The sequence below is a fragment of the Arenimonas alkanexedens genome (assembly GCF_054781355.1).
Genome location: NZ_BAAGUO010000008.1, coordinates 1 through 15,298 on the forward strand (window position 1 = coordinate 1; position 15,298 = coordinate 15,298).

General features: G+C 66.8%; 13 protein-coding genes. 6 read left to right on the top strand and 7 right to left on the bottom strand.

Going from position 1 to position 15,298, the window contains the following annotated elements:
- Positions 1-179: 179 nt before the first annotated feature.
- Positions 180-3,029 carry a TonB-dependent receptor plug domain-containing protein gene (locus ACYVGY_RS12655; RefSeq protein WP_460457858.1) on the bottom strand — a complete coding sequence of 950 codons (2,850 nt, stop codon included), beginning with the start codon at positions 3,027-3,029 and terminating at the stop codon, positions 180-182.
- Between the two features lie 207 nt (positions 3,030-3,236).
- On the opposite strand from ACYVGY_RS12655, the gene apbC reads away from it, so the two are divergent.
- Together apbC and dcd are read left to right on the top strand one after the other, a co-directional pair.
- Positions 3,237-4,322 (top strand): iron-sulfur cluster carrier protein ApbC, encoded by a 1,086-nt coding sequence (apbC, locus tag ACYVGY_RS12660; protein ID WP_460457859.1) that lies wholly within the window; start codon positions 3,237-3,239, stop codon positions 4,320-4,322.
- A gap of 75 nt (positions 4,323-4,397) precedes the next feature.
- Positions 4,398-4,967, top strand: a complete 570-nt coding sequence (dcd, locus tag ACYVGY_RS12665) for a dCTP deaminase (RefSeq protein ID WP_460457860.1) — start codon at positions 4,398-4,400, stop codon at positions 4,965-4,967.
- 9 nt (positions 4,968-4,976) lie between these two features.
- Here dcd and ACYVGY_RS12670 read toward each other — a convergent pair whose 3' ends face one another.
- From ACYVGY_RS12670 to ACYVGY_RS12680, 3 genes are read right to left on the bottom strand one after another with little or no spacing between them, the layout of a single operon-like run.
- Positions 4,977-5,138, bottom strand: coding sequence for a LiaI-LiaF-like domain-containing protein (locus tag ACYVGY_RS12670; protein ID WP_460457861.1), 162 nt, complete (start codon positions 5,136-5,138; stop codon positions 4,977-4,979).
- Positions 5,135-5,569: an HIT domain-containing protein gene (locus tag ACYVGY_RS12675; RefSeq protein WP_460457862.1), complete on the bottom strand. Its 435-nt coding sequence runs from the start codon at positions 5,567-5,569 to the stop codon at positions 5,135-5,137. Before ACYVGY_RS12675 ends, ACYVGY_RS12670 begins: the two co-directional genes overlap by 4 nt.
- 4 nt (positions 5,570-5,573) lie before the next feature.
- Positions 5,574-6,239 carry a dienelactone hydrolase family protein gene (locus ACYVGY_RS12680; RefSeq protein ID WP_460457863.1) on the bottom strand — a complete coding sequence of 222 codons (666 nt, stop codon included), beginning with the start codon at positions 6,237-6,239 and terminating at the stop codon, positions 5,574-5,576.
- Positions 6,240-6,333: 94 nt separating this feature from the next.
- Between ACYVGY_RS12680 and rimO the strand changes: the two genes are divergently transcribed.
- On the top strand, positions 6,334-7,668 hold the full coding sequence (rimO, locus tag ACYVGY_RS12685) for a 30S ribosomal protein S12 methylthiotransferase RimO (RefSeq protein WP_460457864.1): 1,335 nt from the start codon (positions 6,334-6,336) through the stop codon (positions 7,666-7,668).
- Between the two features lie 74 nt (positions 7,669-7,742).
- On the opposite strand, the gene greB is transcribed toward rimO, so the two are convergent.
- The gene (gene greB / locus ACYVGY_RS12690) at positions 7,743-8,249 is read right to left on the bottom strand and encodes a transcription elongation factor GreB (protein ID WP_460457865.1); all 507 of its coding nucleotides are present in this window, start codon (positions 8,247-8,249) and stop codon (positions 7,743-7,745) included.
- 3 nt (positions 8,250-8,252) lie between these two features.
- Positions 8,253-9,839 carry an AbgT family transporter gene (locus ACYVGY_RS12695; RefSeq protein WP_460457866.1) on the bottom strand — a complete coding sequence of 529 codons (1,587 nt, stop codon included), beginning with the start codon at positions 9,837-9,839 and terminating at the stop codon, positions 8,253-8,255.
- 112 nt (positions 9,840-9,951) lie between these two features.
- Here ACYVGY_RS12695 and ACYVGY_RS12700 point away from each other — a divergent pair, with 112 nt between their 5' ends.
- Positions 9,952-10,503, top strand: coding sequence for a LemA family protein (locus ACYVGY_RS12700; protein WP_460457867.1), 552 nt, complete (start codon positions 9,952-9,954; stop codon positions 10,501-10,503).
- A complete protein-coding gene (locus tag ACYVGY_RS12705; protein ID WP_460457868.1) occupies positions 10,500-12,227 on the top strand; it encodes a DUF2207 domain-containing protein in 1,728 nt (575 codons plus the stop codon). The genes ACYVGY_RS12700 and ACYVGY_RS12705 overlap by 4 nt, the downstream gene beginning before the upstream one ends.
- A 4-nt stretch (positions 12,228-12,231) precedes the next feature.
- Here ACYVGY_RS12705 and ACYVGY_RS12710 read toward each other — a convergent pair whose 3' ends face one another.
- On the bottom strand, positions 12,232-13,725 hold the full coding sequence (locus ACYVGY_RS12710; RefSeq protein WP_460457869.1) for a helicase HerA-like domain-containing protein: 1,494 nt from the start codon (positions 13,723-13,725) through the stop codon (positions 12,232-12,234).
- A 105-nt stretch (positions 13,726-13,830) separates the two neighbouring features.
- Between ACYVGY_RS12710 and ACYVGY_RS12715 the strand changes: the two genes are divergently transcribed.
- Positions 13,831-15,276: a transglycosylase SLT domain-containing protein gene (locus ACYVGY_RS12715; RefSeq protein WP_460457870.1), complete on the top strand. Its 1,446-nt coding sequence runs from the start codon at positions 13,831-13,833 to the stop codon at positions 15,274-15,276.
- The last annotated feature ends 22 nt before the right edge of the window (positions 15,277-15,298 follow it).

Genomic DNA, 15,298 nt, shown 5'->3' on the forward strand with positions numbered 1-15,298 from the left:
GAATCCACACCGTAATCCATGACAGCATGTCACCGGGTCACGCCAGTTTCAACACCAGCTTCCATGACAGCCACTTTGACCGGTCGCAGGGACATGGTCTCGTTTCCACACCAGAATCCAAAAAGCCAAAAAAAGAGCCCGGCCGAAGCCGGGCTCTCAAGTGGATCAGGTGCTGCCTATCAGAACGCGTAAGCGACGCGGAAGTAGGCGGTACGACCCTGCGGATCGGCACCAATGGTGTAGTTGAAGAACGGATAGCCGGTCTGCGTCGCGTCCTCGCGGAACGTGTTGTTGAGGACGTTGTTGACGATGATCGACGCCGACACGTTGTCGCCGAACTGGCGGCTGACGGTCAGGTTGTAGATCGAGTACGGCTGCAGGCGCTCGGTGCTAGCGAAGTTCGGAGCCGAACCAAGGCGGCTGCCGAAGACAGTCGTGGTCCAGTCACGGTAGGCCCAGGACACGCTGCCGCGGACGCGGCTGCGCTGGTTGTCGTTGGAGAGCAGATCACGGTAATCGATGATCTCGTCGCCTTCCTGCTGCGCGAACTCTTCCTTGATCGACAAGGTGTAACCCAGGTCGAAGCCGAAGCGGCCGAAGCGGTCGGTGTCGAAGCGATATTCCATGCGGGCATCGACGCCGGTGTTGCGCGAGATCGCCGTGTTGATGGCGCTCGTGCGGATCTGCGCCAGGCGGCCGTCAAGCGCGGTGCCCGGAGCGACCTGGCGGTCGATCAGGCCCAGCACCTGCTGGCAGAACGGCGAGCCGATGGCGTTCGGGTACGGCGAACCGTCCGGGAACGTACCGAGGCGGCAGTTGGCTTCCGCGGCCAGAAGGCCGGCGGCGCTCTGCTGGAAGGCAGCGTTGGTCAGCTCAACGTCGTAGTAGTCAGCCGAGAAGGAAAGACCCTCGACGATGTCCCAGACGAAACCAACGGTGAACGACTCACCCTCTTCCTCTTCCAGGTTCGGGTTGCCGCTGGCAACCGTCTGGGCCTGGTAGATCGTCAGGTCGCCGGACACGTTGCAGTCCGCCAAGCTACGCGGGCCACCCGCCGAACCCGGGCCGACACCGGCACGGCAAGCGTACTGGTCGAGGACCGTGGTGAAGCCGGTCGAGCCTTCCGAGAACAGCAGCGGCAGTTCCGGGGCGCGGAAGCTGGTCGCATAGGTGCCGCGCAGCAGGAAGCTGTCGGTCGGACGGTACTCGAGGCCGATGTTGTAGGTGACGGCATCGTCAACCGCGGTCACGTCGTCGTACTTGTCGTAACGGCCGGCCAGCTGCATCGACAGGGTGTCGAACAGCGGAACGCGGAACTCGGCGCCCATGGCGTAACGCTCACGCTCGGCGTCGATGCGGCCCGAACCACCCAGGTTGTAGATGGTCTGGTTGTCCAGCGGACGACCGGCGGCGAGGCGCGGGTCACCGTTGAGTTCCTGGGTCTGGCGCGCCCACTCGAACACGGTGGCGAAGCTCAGCGGACCCGCCGGCAGTTCGAACAGGTCGCCGCTCAGCACGAAGTTGGCCTGCGAGGCGCTGGTTTCACCCTGAGTGACGACGCGGGTCGACAGGGCCTGGTACTGGGCCTGGTTGAACGGCGTGGTCCAACGGTCGATGTCCAGCGTGTAGACCGGGTAGATCGAGACGAAGCCAGCCTGCGGGCCGAGGAAGTAGTCGTGCACGGCCTGGGCGAGCAGACGCGGACGATCCGACTCGTAGTCATAGGTCGCATGACCGACGCTGGCATCCCACTGGAACTTGCCGATATCACCACGCGCACCGAAGGCGATGTCGACGGTGTTCTCGTTGTAGATCGTGGTGACCTGCTCGTTGCCACCCAGCTCGAACGGCTGGAAGACGCGCTGCAGCTGGACGAGGGTGCCGAGGCCGGCGTCGTAGTAAGCCGACGTGGTGGCGCCGCTGCTGGTGCGCATGAACGGGTCACCGGCGGTGCCCCAGAACTCGGTGCCGTTGGTGGACTTGGCGGTCGAGTCGTACAGGGACACGGAGCCCCAAAGCTGGACGTTACCGATGTCCTTGGAACCGTACAGGTAGCCGACCCAGTTCTCGCGGGAGTTGGAGATCGAGCGAGAAGCCGGGGTGGTGTACGAACCGCAGACCAGGCCGCGGGTCGGGCTGTTGAAGGTGGTGTAGCCGAAGCGGTCGCAAGCATCCGCGCCCGGGTAGAACGCCGCGCGGGCGCCATTGAGCAGGTCAAGAGCGATCAGGCTCAGCGCCGGCGACACGTTGGCGCCGTTCGGGCCGTCGCGGGTGTCGTCGAGGAAGTCACGCTGGGAAGCGAAGATCGGCTCAACGTTCACGTACTGCAGCGAGTACACGAAGTTCCAGTCGTCGCCGGTCTTGCCGCCCGAGTACTCGATGTCGAAGCTGTCACCGCCACCCATGGTGGTGGTGCCGAAGGTGCCGCGAAGCACCTGGCCGTCGAGGTTCTTGCGGGTGACGATGTTGATCACGCCCGCGACTGCGTCGGAACCGTAAATGGCGGAGGCGCCACCGGACAGGATCTCGATGCGCTCGACCAGGGTGGTCGGGATCGCGCCGACGTTGACCGCCGAGTTGTCGCGGTTGTACGGCTGCGGATAGTCCGGCAGGCGACGACCGTCGACCAGGGTCAGGGTGTAGCCCGGGCCGAGGCCGCGCAGATTCACCACCGAGGCGTTCGGGGTAAAGGAGTTGGTGGCCAGGTCACCCGTGAACGAGTTCGAGGTGTTCTGGGTCAGCGTCGACAGCACGTCGGCGATGGTCTGGAAACCTTCGCGCTCGATGTCGGCGCGCGAGATGATCTGGACCGGTGCCGGACCTTCGATCTCGGCGCGACCGATGCGCGAACCAACAACGGTAACGGTGTCGAGAGTAGTGGCTTCCGCTTGGCTGGAAGTCTCTTCGGTCTCGTCTTCGCTGCTGGCATCCTGGGCGAACGCCATCGATGCCATCGGCATCACCAGCGCCACGGCGAGGGCGCGGGAAAGCAGGTTCCTGCGATAGGCAGGCGTAGCGGCACTCTTCATTCGGGTGACTCCCCTTGGGTCTTCGGGACTTGATTGGATTTTAGGTAGCTTTCGGTGGGGCGATTCGGATGTTCCGATCAGCCTTAACCGGAACGTAACATGTTTCTGGGCGGATTTCTCACCCCCTCCTCACATTCAGCTTTGTGGAGGGGAGGAGGCGCTGCCCTGGCCCTGTACACTTCCCCGGGTCAAAACAAGGGGTTTCACATGATTTCGGAGCAAGAGGTCCGTGCGGCGCTCGCAGAAGTAAAGGACCCGTACTGTGGTCTGGACCTGGTTTCTTCGGGTGCGATACGCGGAATCGGGGTCGATTCCGGCCAGGTGGCGGTCGAAATTCTGCTCGGCTATCCGGCCCAGGGCTGGCATGACGAGCTGGCTGCCGCCGTGAAGGCCCGGCTGGCCGCCTGCCCGGGCGTGACCGGGGCGACCGTCAGCGTCAAGTCCCGGGTCCAGGCCCATCGGGTGCAGAAAGACCTGACGCCCTTGCCCCAGGTTCGGAACATCATCGCGGTCGCGTCGGGCAAGGGTGGCGTGGGCAAGTCCACCACGGCCGTCAACCTGGCCCTGGCGCTGCAGGCCGAGGGTGCTCGCGTCGGCGTGCTCGACGCGGACATCTATGGTCCGTCCATTCCCAAGATGCTGGGCCTCGAGGGGCGTCCCGACAGTCCGGACGGCAAGGCCATTGAGCCCAAGCGCAACCACGGCCTCCAGGCCATGTCCATCGGCCTGCTGGTGGGCGAAGACACGCCCATGATCTGGCGCGGCCCGATGGTCACCCAGGCCCTGCAGCAGTTGCTCAACAACACGCAGTGGGATGACCTGGACTATCTGGTGATCGACCTGCCGCCCGGTACCGGCGATATCCAGCTGACCCTGGCCCAGCGGGTGCCGGTGTCCGGCGCGGTGATCGTCACCACGCCCCAGGACATCGCCACCCTGGACGCCCGCAAGGCCCTGCAGATGTTCGCCAAGGTCGAAGTGCCCGTGCTGGGTATCGTCGAGAACATGGCGGTGCATGTCTGTTCGAACTGCGGCCACGCTGAGCACGTGTTCGGCGCCGGTGGCGGCGAGCGGATGGCGGCGCAGTACGACGTGCCCCTGCTGGGTGCGTTGCCGCTCGACATCCGCATCCGCGAGCAGGCCGATGGCGGCGTGCCGACCGTGGCGGCCGATCCGGACTCGGCGCTGTCGCGGATCTATCGGGACATCGCCCGGCGCACGGCGGCCCAGCTGTCGCTGCAGGCCCGGAACAAGGCCATCGCCTTCCCCAATATCGTCATCCAGGACAGCTGAGCCCGGCGCCGGGCGCGCCATGGCCCGCCCGGCCCGCTAGACTTTCCCCCTTCGAAAAAGGAAGCGCGTCCCCGCATGAGCATCAAGTCAGACAAGTGGATCCGCCGCATGGCCGAACAGCAGGGCATGATCGAGCCGTTCGAGCCCGGCCAGGTCAAGCACGACGGCGACGGCCAGCGCATCGTCAGCTATGGCACGTCGAGCTACGGTTACGACGTGCGCTGCGCGCGCGAGTTCAAGATCTTCACCAACATCAACTCCACCATCGTCGACCCGAAAAACTTCGACCCGACCAGCTTCGTGGACATCGTGTCCGACGTCTGCATTATCCCGCCCAATTCATTTGCGCTGGCGCGTACGGTGGAATTCTTCCGTATCCCGCGCGACACCCTGGTGGTATGCCTGGGCAAGAGTACGTACGCCCGCTGCGGCATCATCGTCAACGTGACGCCGCTGGAACCGGAATGGGAAGGCCACGTCACGCTGGAGTTCAGCAACACCACGCCGCTGCCGGCCAAGATCTACGCCGGCGAGGGCGTGGCGCAGATGCTGTTCTTCCAGTCAGACGAAGTCTGCGAAACCTCGTACAAGGATCGCGGCGGCAAGTACCAGGGCCAGACCGGCGTGACCCTGCCGCGGACCTGAGCCGCGGCTTCAGTTGCGTTTGATCAGCAGGCTCAGGCCCAGCGCGATCAGCAGTACCGGCCACCACTTGAACAATGTGGCCCAGATCTGGAACTCCGGCACCAGGTTGTTCGCCAGCAGCAGCGCCCCCAGCAGGATCAGGATGATGGCGGACAGCATGTTCGACTTCATGGGGACTCCGGGGGCAGGGCGGCGGCGGCAAGCGCCGAACGTAGGGAAGATAGCAGCGCCTCGCGCTGCGCGGCCAGGTAGGGCTGGCGAACCCCCGCACCCCAGACTGGCCCCGGCCACGCCGCGTCGCCTTCCTGGCGGGCGACGACATGTACGTGCAGTTGCCTGACCACGTTACCCAGGGCGCCGATGTTGAGCTTGTGCACCGGCCCGAGGCCGCGCAGCAGGCGGCCGGCCAGATTCACCTCGGCCAGCAGCAGGCGCTGGGCGCCGCCCTCGAGGTCGATCCACTCGCTGGCGCCCGGCACCCGCGGCACCAGCACCAGCCAAGGGAAACGGGCGTCGTCCACCAGCCGGAATTGCGAAAGCGGGCCATCGGCCACCAGTACGGAGTCCGAGGCCAGGCGCGGATCGAGGTCGAGATCGCTCATCGGCTCAGCGCAGGTTCTTCTGGAGGAAGGCGAGGGTGCGGTCGAGGGCCTGTTTGGCGACGGTCTCATTGAAGTCGGGCCGCTGGTCGCAGTTGAAGCCGTGGCCGGCGCCGGGCCAGACGTGGATCTCGGCGTTGTCCGAGAGGGCTTCCCGGTGCTTGGCGACGTCCTCCGGCGGAATCAGCGGGTCGTCCTCGCCGAAATGCAGCATCAGTGGCGCCTTGGGGCGCTCCTTGAGCAGCGGCACGGTGCGGCCGCCGTAGTAGCTCACCGCCGGCAAGCCGATCCGGGCATTGGCCAGGTAGGCGACGCTGCCGCCCCAGCAATAGCCCACCACGCCCACCCGGAATTCGCTCTCCATCAGATCGTAGACGCCGCGGACGCCGTCCAGGGCGCCATTGAATCCCAGCTCCTCGGCCATGGCACGGCCGCGGGCGACGCCTTCCTCGTCATAGCCAAGCTCGGTGCCGGGATGGATCCGATCGAACAGCGCCGGCGCGATGGCCAGGTAGCCATAGTTCGCGAACCGGTCCACCACCTGGCGGATGTGGTGGTTCACCCCGAAGATCTCCTGCACGACGATCACGACCCCGCGCGGCTTGTCGTGCGGCTTTGCCTGCCAGGCGGAAATGCGCCCGTGGCGTGTGCTGATAGAGATGGTCTGGCCCATGCCTGCTCCCCCGTTGGTCCAAGGGTTCCAGCCTACACCGGCGGCCGGGGCCTTGAGGGGTATACTCCGCGCCCCCGCCTCAACCCGACCCGCCATGTCCGCCAGCCACCCCAAGGTGGGCTTCGTCAGCCTCGGCTGCCCGAAAGCCCTTGTCGACTCAGAACGCATTCTTACCCAGCTTCGGGTCGAGGGTTACGAGATCGTGCCCAGCTACGACGCCGCCGACGTGGTGGTGGTCAATACCTGTGGCTTCATCGATTCGGCCGTGGCCGAGAGCCTGGACGCGATCGGCGAGGCCATTGCCGAGAACGGCAAGGTCATCGTCACCGGCTGCCTGGGCAAGCGCCCTGAGCAGATCCGCGCGGCCCATCCCGACGTGCTGTCCATCAGCGGCCCGCAGGACTACGCCAGCGTCATGTCGGCCGTACACGCAGTGCTGCCGCCGCGGCACGACCCGTTCGTGGACCTGCTGCCCGACTACGGCCTGAAGCTGACCCCGAAGCACTACGCCTACCTGAAGATTTCCGAAGGCTGCAATCACCGCTGCAGCTTCTGCATCATCCCGTCGATGCGCGGCGACCTGGTGTCGCGCCCGGTGGACGAGGTGTTGCGCGAGGCCGAGAAACTGGCCCGCGGCGGCGTGCGTGAGTTGCTGGTGGTGTCGCAGGACACCAGCGCCTACGGCGTGGACACGAAGTACGCCGAGCGCGAGTGGCGCGGCAAGCAGTACCAGACCCGCATGAAGGGCCTGTGCGAGGGTCTGTCGGAGCTCGGCCTGTGGACGCGGCTGCACTACGTGTATCCGTATCCGCACGTCGACGACATCATCCCGCTGATGGCGGACGGCAAGCTGCTGCCCTACCTGGACATCCCGTTCCAGCACGCCAGCCCGCGCATTCTCAAGCTGATGAAGCGGCCGGGTGCGGTCGACAAGACCCTTGAGCGGATCCAGCGCTGGCGCTCGATCTGCCCCGAGATCACCATCCGCAGCACCTTCATCGTCGGCTTCCCGGGCGAGACCGAGGAAGACTTCGAGCAGCTGCTGTCCTTCCTGGACGAGGCCGAGCTCGACCGCGTCGGGGCCTTCGCCTATTCGCCGGTGGAGGGCGCCAGCGCCAACGACCTGCCCGGAGCCGTGCCCGAGGAAGTGAAGCAGGAGCGCCTGGCGTGCTTCATGGCGCTCCAGGCCGAGATCAGCGCCGACAAGCTCGAGCGCAAGGTTGGCACGGTGCAGACGGTGATCATCGATGAGATCGACGGTGACCTGGCGATCGGCCGTTCGAAGGCCGACGCGCCCGAGATCGACGGCCTGGTGCAAATCCAGGACGGTGCCGCCGCCGGCCTCAAGCCCGGCGACTTCTGCGAAGTGCGGATCATGGGCAGCGACGAACACGATCTGTTCGGCCTGGTGGGCGACGAAGAAGACTGAGCTCGCAGATTCCCTGTAGGAGGGTCTTCAGGCCCGAAGCCCTTCGCCGAAAAGCTTCGGGCCTGAAGGCCCTCCTACAGGGGGGCGTAGGCGACGGACAGGACGAGGTAGCGTGCCGGTCCAGCCGGCAGCTGCACCTCGAACTCATCGTCCACGCGCTTGCGCAGCGCAGCGCGGGCCAGCGGCGAGTCGATGCTGATCCAGCCGGCCTTGGCGTCGGTTTCATCCGGGCCGACGATGCGGTAACGGACCACGTCGCCGGTTTTCTCGTCTTCGATCTCGAACACGGCGCCGAAGAAGATGGCGCCGCGGTCCGAGGGTGCACCCTCGGCGACCTTCAGCGCCTCCAGCCGCTTGGTCAGGTAGCGCACGCGACGATCGATCTCGCCCAGCTGTTTTTTGCGGTAGGTGTACTCGGCGTTCTCGCTGCGGTCGCCCTCCGCCGCGGCTTCGGCCAGCGCCTTGACCACGACCGGGCGCCGAACGCGCCACAGCTCATCTAGCTCGGTGCGCAGGCGCTCAAAGCCGGCGCGGGTGATGATCGCCGTCGAGCCTTCGGCCGGTGGCCGCCAGCGACCCATGGCTCAGCCCGCGATGGGCGTCGCGGGCAGGTAGTTGAGCGGTGAATCGGGGCCGATCGGTAGCTCGAACCAGATCCAGATGCCGAACATGACGCTCCAGCCCAGCAGGAATACGATCGAATAGGGCAGCATCGTCGCGACCAGCGTACCGATGCCCGCCTTGGGTTCGTAGCGCTGGAAGAAGGCGATGATCAGGGCGAAGTAACTCATCATCGGCGAGATGATGTTGGTCACGCTGTCGCCGACGCGATAGGCCACCTGGGTCATTTCCGGGGAATAGCCCAGCAGCATGAACATCGGGATGAAGACCGGCGCCATCAGCGCCCACTTGGCCGAGGCCGAGCCCATGAACAGGTTCACCACCGCGGTGAGCAGGATGAAGCAGATGAACAGCGGAATGGTGGGCAGGCCGAGGGCTTTCAGGAAATCGGCGCCTTCAACTGCGAACACCAGACCCAGCTGGGTCCAGTTGAAGAAGGCCACGAACTGCGCTGCGAAGAACACCAGCACCAGGTAGCCGCCCAAGGTGCTCATGCTGGCCGCCATGCCCTTGACCACGTCGCTGTCGGACTTGATCGTGCCGGCGCCAACGCCGAAGGCCACGCCGGCGATGACGCCGTAGAGGAAGATGATGACCACCACGCCGCTAAGGAAGGGTGACTTGAGCAGGTCGCCGGTGCTGGCGTCGCGCAGGAAGCCGGCGCCGGGGATTGAACCCACCGGCAGCGCTGACCACAGCAGCAGCAGGCTGAAAATACCGACCGCGATGGCGGCATAGCTCATGCCACGTTGCTCGGCGGGGCTGAGCCGCTGCGAGTCGGGGGCGGCGTCGTCAGCGCGTGCTATCGCGGCGCCGTCGGGCGGGTTGGGGAAGCGCGGGCCGACGATGCGCTCGGTCACGAACCAGCCCAGCAGAGTGATCACCGGGGTCGAGGCGATCATGAAGTACCAGTTCGCCAGCGGGCTGACGGTGTAGTTCGGATCAACGATGCGGGCCGCTTCCTGCGACAGGCCCGAGAGCAGCGGATCGATGGTGCCAATCAACAGATTGGCCGAATAGCCGCCCGAAACGCCGGCAAAGACCGCGGCCATGCCGAGGATCGGATGCCGGCCTGCCGACAGGAAGATCAGTGCGCCCAGCGGCACCAGCAGCACATAGCCGATCTCGCTGGCCATGTTCGACATCACGCCAGCGAACACCAGCACCGGGGTGAGCAGGAACTTCGGGGATGCCAGCACCAGCATGCGCAGCGAGGCGCCGATCAGTCCGCTGTGCTCGGCCACGCCGATGCCGATCAGGGCCACCAGCACCACGCCCAGCGGCGCGAAGCTGGTGAAATTGGTCACCGCGCCGGTGATCATCCGGTGCAGGCCTTCGATGCTCAGCAGGTTCACCGGGGTCACGATCTCGCCCGTGGATGGATGCGCCACGCTCAGCCCGGCCATCGAGGCCAGCCAGGACGCCACCACCACCGCCAGCGCCAGCAGCGCGAACAGCGTCGCCGGATGGGGCAGGGCGTTGCCGCCCTTCTCGACGATGTTCAGGAAGCGGTCCATGGCGCTGCGCTTGACGGGGGCGAGGTCGGTCATCGGCGTTTCCGGTGGTGGAGGGGGGCGGGGCCCGAAGCGCCCAAATATACCCGAGGTCGCCAGCGGCGCCCGGCTGGGTCAGTATTCCAGCCTCGCCACCCGGGGGAAGCCCATGAAGCTGTTGCTGGTTGTCCTGTTGCTTGGTTTGGTCGTTTGGACGGTGCTGGTGTTCAATCGCCTGGTCCGCCTGCGCAACCAAGTGCGCGCCGGCTGGAGCGACATAGATGTGCAGCTGATGCGCCGCCACGACCTGGTGCCGCGGCTTGTCGAGGCGGTTCGCGCCTATGCCGGCCACGAAAAGGCATTGCTCGAAAACGTCACCTCACTCCGGGCGCAGGCCATGGCGACCCAGTCGCCGTCGCGCCTGGCCGCGGTGGAACGCGAGCTCGAGCAGGGCCTGGGCCGGCTAATGGTGATCAAGGAGGCTTACCCGGACCTCAAGGCCAGCGAGAATTTCCTGCAGCTCCAGCGCGAGCTGGTCGAGGTCGAGGATCATCTGCAGTTCGCCCGGCGCTTCTACAACGGCGCGGTGCGCGACAACAACGACGGCGTGCAGCGTGTGCCGGACCTGTTCGTGGCCCGGGGCTTCGGCTTCGCGGCGGCGGAGTTCTTCGAGGCCGACGCCGATGCCGCTCAGGCGCCGCGGATCGGGGTGGAGTCGTGAGGCGCACGGGCTGGTTGCTGCTGGCGCTGCTGGTGGTCGCCGTCGCTCCGGTGGCGGCCCAGGAGCGCATCCTCGCCTATCACGCCGACCTTGCGCTGCAGTCCGACGGGAGCCTGGAGGTTACCGAGACCATTCGCGTGCGTGCCGAGGGCGAGCGCATCCGCCGCGGCATATTCCGCGACTTCCCGACCCGCTATCGCGACCAGCTGGGCAATCGCGTGGTGGTGGACTTCGAAGTGCTGGGCCTGAGCCGCGACGGCCAGCCCGAGCCGTTCTTCACCGAGCGCCGGTCCAACGGGGTGCGGGTGAATACCGGTGGCGATGATTTGTTGAACGTGCCGGCCGACATCGAATACCAGCTGCGCTATCGCACCACGCGCCAGATGGGCTTCTTCGGCGACTACGACGAGCTGTACTGGAACGTGACCGGACTGGGCTGGGATTTCGCCATCGAGTCGGCGTCGGCACGGCTGCGGCTGCCGGCCGACGTGGCGGCTGACCAATGGCGGCTGGCGGGCTACACCGGCCCGGAAGGCTCGACCGAGCGGGCCGTCGAGACCGAGATCGTGGGTCCGCGTGAGGTTGTTTTCCGCAGCACGCGTTCGCTGGGCCCGCGCGAGGGCCTGACGATCGCCGCCGGCTTCCCGAAGGGGCAGGTTCCGGAGCCCTCTGGATTGGCGCGCACGGCGGCCTTCCTGAGCGACAACGGCGGCGTCCTGGTGGCCATGGTGGGATTCGTACTGCTGCTCGGGTTCTATCTCTTGCGCTGGCATCAGGTGGGGCGGGACCTGCCGGCCGGCCCGGTGTTCCCGCGCTACGAGGCGCCCGCGGCGTTTTCGGCCGGTGAGGTGCGGGTGCTGCGCCGCATGGAATACGACAATCGCGCTTTCGCCGCCGACGTGGTGCAGATGGCGGTGCGCGGCGCGCTCGACATCCATGCAGAAGGTAAGGAATGGCGCCTGGTGCGGCGCGCGGAAGCTGATCTGGCCGCGCTGTCGCCGGCGCAGCAGGATATCCAGGCCAAGCTGTTCAGTACCTCCGACGAGGTCGTGCTCAAGAACACCGAGGCCAAGCGGGTGGGCGGTGCGCGCCTGGCCCATACCCTGGCCCTGACCAAGCAACTGCAGCCGGCCTATTTCAAGACCCACGGCACCAATGTGGTGTTCGCGGTGCTGGCCTCGATCATCTGGATGATCCTCGCGTTCAATGTGGCCGATGGCAACGGCGTGCTGGTGCTTGTGTTGATCTGCGCGTTGATGCTCGGCCTGCACGTCGGCTTCGGAATACTGCTCAGGGCGCCCACCCCGGACGGTCGGCGCGCCATGGACGAGATCGAAGGCCTGCGACGCTATTTGTCGGTGGCCGAGCGCGATGAGATCCATGCCGCAGCGGCGCCCGGCGCAACGCCGGGCGAACCGGCCCTGGATGCCGGCCGCTACGAACAACTCCTGCCCTACGCCTTGGCGCTCGACGTCGAGGCCGCCTGGAGCGAGCGTTTCACCCAGGCCGTGGGCGTCCAGGAAGCGCAGGCCGCGCAGCCGCGCTGGTACCGCGGGGGCAGTGCCGGCACGGCGATGGGCCTGGCCGGTCTGGGGAGTTCGCTGGGCAGTGCCTTGACCCAGCATATTTCGTCGGCATCCACGCCGCCGGGAGGCTCGTCCGGCAGTGGCGGCGGCGGCTCGTCCGGCGGCGGCGGCGGTGGCGGCGGTGGCGGCGGTCGCTAGCGACTCAGCGTTTGCCGCCCATCAGGCCGCCCAGCAGGCCGCGCAGTATCTGGCGGCCGATGCCGTTGGCGACCGTACGCGTGGCCGACTTGGCGGCGGCTTCCACGGCCCCTTGACGGCGCTTGGTGCCCCACAGGAACTCATCGAACTTCGATGATTTTTCTGGCTCGGCCGGGGGTGCCGGGGCGTTCTTGCCGGCCGGGGCCGTTTCGGGCGCGGCGGCCTGTTCGGCACGTTTGGCCAGCATTTCGAAGGCGGACTCGCGGTTGATCGGCGTGTCGTACTTCATGCCGACCGGGCTGCGGCCGCGAACCGTGGCGCGCTCTTCCAGGGTGATCGCGCCCATGCGGCAGCGCGGCGGCGCGATCAGTGCCCGCTCGACCGGCATCGGGATGCCTTTCTCAAGCAGCATAGACACCAACGCTTCGCCAACGCCCAGCTCGCCGATGACTTTTGCGACGTCGAGCTTGGGATTCTGCACGAAGGTTTCGGCGGCGGTGCGTACGGCTTTCTGGTCGCGTGGGGTGTAGGCGCGCAGCGCATGCTGAACGCGATTGCCGAGCTGGCCAAGCACCGTGTCGGGAATGTCGTCGGGATTCTGCGAGCAGAAGTAGACGCCGACGCCCTTGGACCGGATCAGTCGCACCACCTGCTCGACCCGCTGCTGCAAGGCCGGCGGACAGTCGTCGAACAGCAGGTGCGCCTCGTCGAAGAAGAACACCAGCTTGGGCACCGCCAGGTCGCCGACTTCCGGAAGATTCTCGAACAGTTCCGACAGCAGCCAAAGCAGGAAGCTCGAATACAGACGCGGGCGCAGGATCAGTTGGTCTGCGGCGAGCAGGTTGATGACGCCGCGGCCGGACATGTCCTGGCGCATCAGGTCGGCCAACTGCAGCGCGGGCTCGCCGAAGAACTCCTTGCCGCCGTCCTGCTCGAGCCGCAGCAGCGAACGCTGGATCGCGGCCACCGACTGCGGGCTGACCAAGCCGTACTGCTTGGAGATGTCGGACTTGTTCTCGGTGACAAAGTTGAGCAGGGCCCGCAGGTCGTCCAGGTCAAGCAGCAGCAGACCGTTGTCGTCGGCGAGCTTGAAGGCGATGTCCATGATCCCGGACTGGGTGTCGTTGAGTTCGAGCATGCGCGACATCAACGCGGGGCCGACTTCGGACACCGTCGTGCGCAGCGGGTGGCCCAGCTTGCCGTAAAGGTCCCAGAACACGACCGGGCTGGCTTCGGTGGTGTAACCCTCGACGCCAATCTGCGCGACCCGCGCTGCGATTTTCTCGTTCGGTACGCCCGCGACCGCCAGACCGGCGATATCCCCCTTCACGTCGGCCATCACCACCGGCACGCCCAGGCGCGAGAAGCCTTCGGCCATCACCATCAGGGTCACCGACTTGCCGGTGCCGGTGGCGCCGGCGACCAGGCCGTGGCGGTTGCCGTACTTGCCCATCAGGTGCACGGGCAGGTCGCCCTTGCCGATCAGGATGTCGCTCATCTGGTGGAAGCTCCGGTGCAGGTGTCCGCTTGATTCTAGCCGCCGCCGCTTGCCGCCGCGCGACTGTGGCCGCTAGGCTGCGCGCCTGCCGATCCGGATGACCCCATGCGCGCCTCGCTCCTGCTTTGCTCTTTTGCCCTGATCCTCCTGGCCGCGGCGCCGGCCGAGGCCCGCCGAACCCCGGTCGGCGCCCAGAAACTCTATGACACCCTGGACGAGGCCAGCGACAGCTACCGGGAGGGGTTGGCGCAGATCCGGCGCGGGCAGGGCACGGCCGGGCGCGAGATAACGCGCGAAGCGGCCGGCCGGCTGTTGGTGGCTGCCCGCCGCTGCCAGGACACCCGGGGCTGTGACGGCGCACGATTCCTGGCGGCCTATGACGCGCTGGTGCAGGAGGGCGCAGACCTCGCCGCCGGAGGGGAAGGCTTTCGCGCCAGCGCGCCCGAGGCCGGCCTTGCCGGTGAGTCGGCGATCACGGCGGCGATGCCCGAGGCCGGGCGTAGCCTTGTCCTGCTCAAGGGGCAGGACCTGCGTGAGCTGATCGAGCTCAACGAGCCGGTAAAGGCAGCCATGGCCGAATGGCTGACCTGGATGCGCCCCAGCCTGATCACCAGCTGGGAGAACTACCAGCAGATGCGCTTCCTGATGTGGCCCGAGTACGACCAGGCCGGACTGCCCGAGGCCTTGCTGTTCGGCATTCTGGCCAAGGAGTCCAATGGTCGCGTGCACGCGGTATCGCGTGCAGGCGCCGCCGGGCCGATGCAGTTCATGCCGGCCACCGGCGCGCGCTTCGGACTCGGCTGGCGCGACGGCTTCGACACCCGCTACGACCCGCAGCTGGCCGCGCGCGCCAGCGTGCTTTATTTCAACGAGCGCTTCGCCGAGCTTAACAATGACCTCGAGTTCGCCGTAGCCGCCTACAACGGCGGCGAGGGCCGTGCGCTTCGGCTCAAGCGCGCCTCGGGCGACAAGTCGTTCTGGGACCCGTCCGTCTATGGCCAACTGCCGCCCGAGACCCGCGATTACGTGCCCTACGTGCTGGCCGCAGCCTGGCTGTTCCTGCATCCGGAGGAATACGGGCTGGAGTTCCCGAAGGTGGACGGCGCAGCCACCGTGATGAAGCTGCAGGCGCCGGCTTCCATTTACCAGCTGGCGATTTGCCTGGGCGGGCCGCGCGAGGGCTACTTCCGCGCGCTGCGCAACCTCAACCCCCGCTACGAGCCGCATCTTGCGATCGCCGCGGGCACCGAACTGCGGGTGCCCGTAGCGGTGCCGCCGCGCTACGCGCAGTCCTGCGTGACCGGGCCGCGCGCCGAACTGGCGGTGGCCTTGATGGCGGCCAGCAAGCCGACCGTGCCGGCGACGGCGTCGCGGCCGCCGTCCACGCCCGCGGCCGTGAGCAGCTACCGCGTGCGTTCCGGCGACACCCTGAGCAGTATCGCCCGCGACAAACGCTGCCCCAGCGCCAGCCAGCTGGCCCGGGCCAACGGCCTGCGGCCGCCCTATGTGATCAGGGCCGGCCAGTCCCTGAAGCTGTCGGGCTGCGGCTGAATGTAGGAGGGCCTTCAGGCCC

Bases quoted from the DNA above. Each gene is read 5' to 3' on its own strand.
- ACYVGY_RS12700 (WP_460457867.1), top strand. From the start codon at position 9,952: ATGAAGCTGTTGCTGGTTGTCCTGTTGCTTGGTTTGGTCGTTTGGACG.
- ACYVGY_RS12670 (WP_460457861.1), bottom strand. From the start codon at position 5,138: ATGAAGTCGAACATGCTGTCCGCCATCATCCTGATCCTGCTGGGGGCG.
- apbC (WP_460457859.1), top strand. From the start codon at position 3,237: ATGATTTCGGAGCAAGAGGTCCGTGCGGCGCTCGCAGAAGTAAAGGAC.
- dcd (WP_460457860.1), top strand. From the start codon at position 4,398: ATGAGCATCAAGTCAGACAAGTGGATCCGCCGCATGGCCGAACAGCAG.
- ACYVGY_RS12695 (WP_460457866.1), bottom strand. From the start codon at position 9,839: ATGACCGACCTCGCCCCCGTCAAGCGCAGCGCCATGGACCGCTTCCTG.
- ACYVGY_RS12675 (WP_460457862.1), bottom strand. From the start codon at position 5,569: ATGAGCGATCTCGACCTCGATCCGCGCCTGGCCTCGGACTCCGTACTG.
- greB (WP_460457865.1), bottom strand. From the start codon at position 8,249: ATGGGTCGCTGGCGGCCACCGGCCGAAGGCTCGACGGCGATCATCACC.
- ACYVGY_RS12655 (WP_460457858.1), bottom strand. From the start codon at position 3,029: ATGAAGAGTGCCGCTACGCCTGCCTATCGCAGGAACCTGCTTTCCCGC.
- ACYVGY_RS12715 (WP_460457870.1), top strand. From the start codon at position 13,831: ATGCGCGCCTCGCTCCTGCTTTGCTCTTTTGCCCTGATCCTCCTGGCC.
- rimO (WP_460457864.1), top strand. From the start codon at position 6,334: ATGTCCGCCAGCCACCCCAAGGTGGGCTTCGTCAGCCTCGGCTGCCCG.
- ACYVGY_RS12680 (WP_460457863.1), bottom strand. From the start codon at position 6,239: ATGGGCCAGACCATCTCTATCAGCACACGCCACGGGCGCATTTCCGCC.
- ACYVGY_RS12710 (WP_460457869.1), bottom strand. From the start codon at position 13,725: ATGAGCGACATCCTGATCGGCAAGGGCGACCTGCCCGTGCACCTGATG.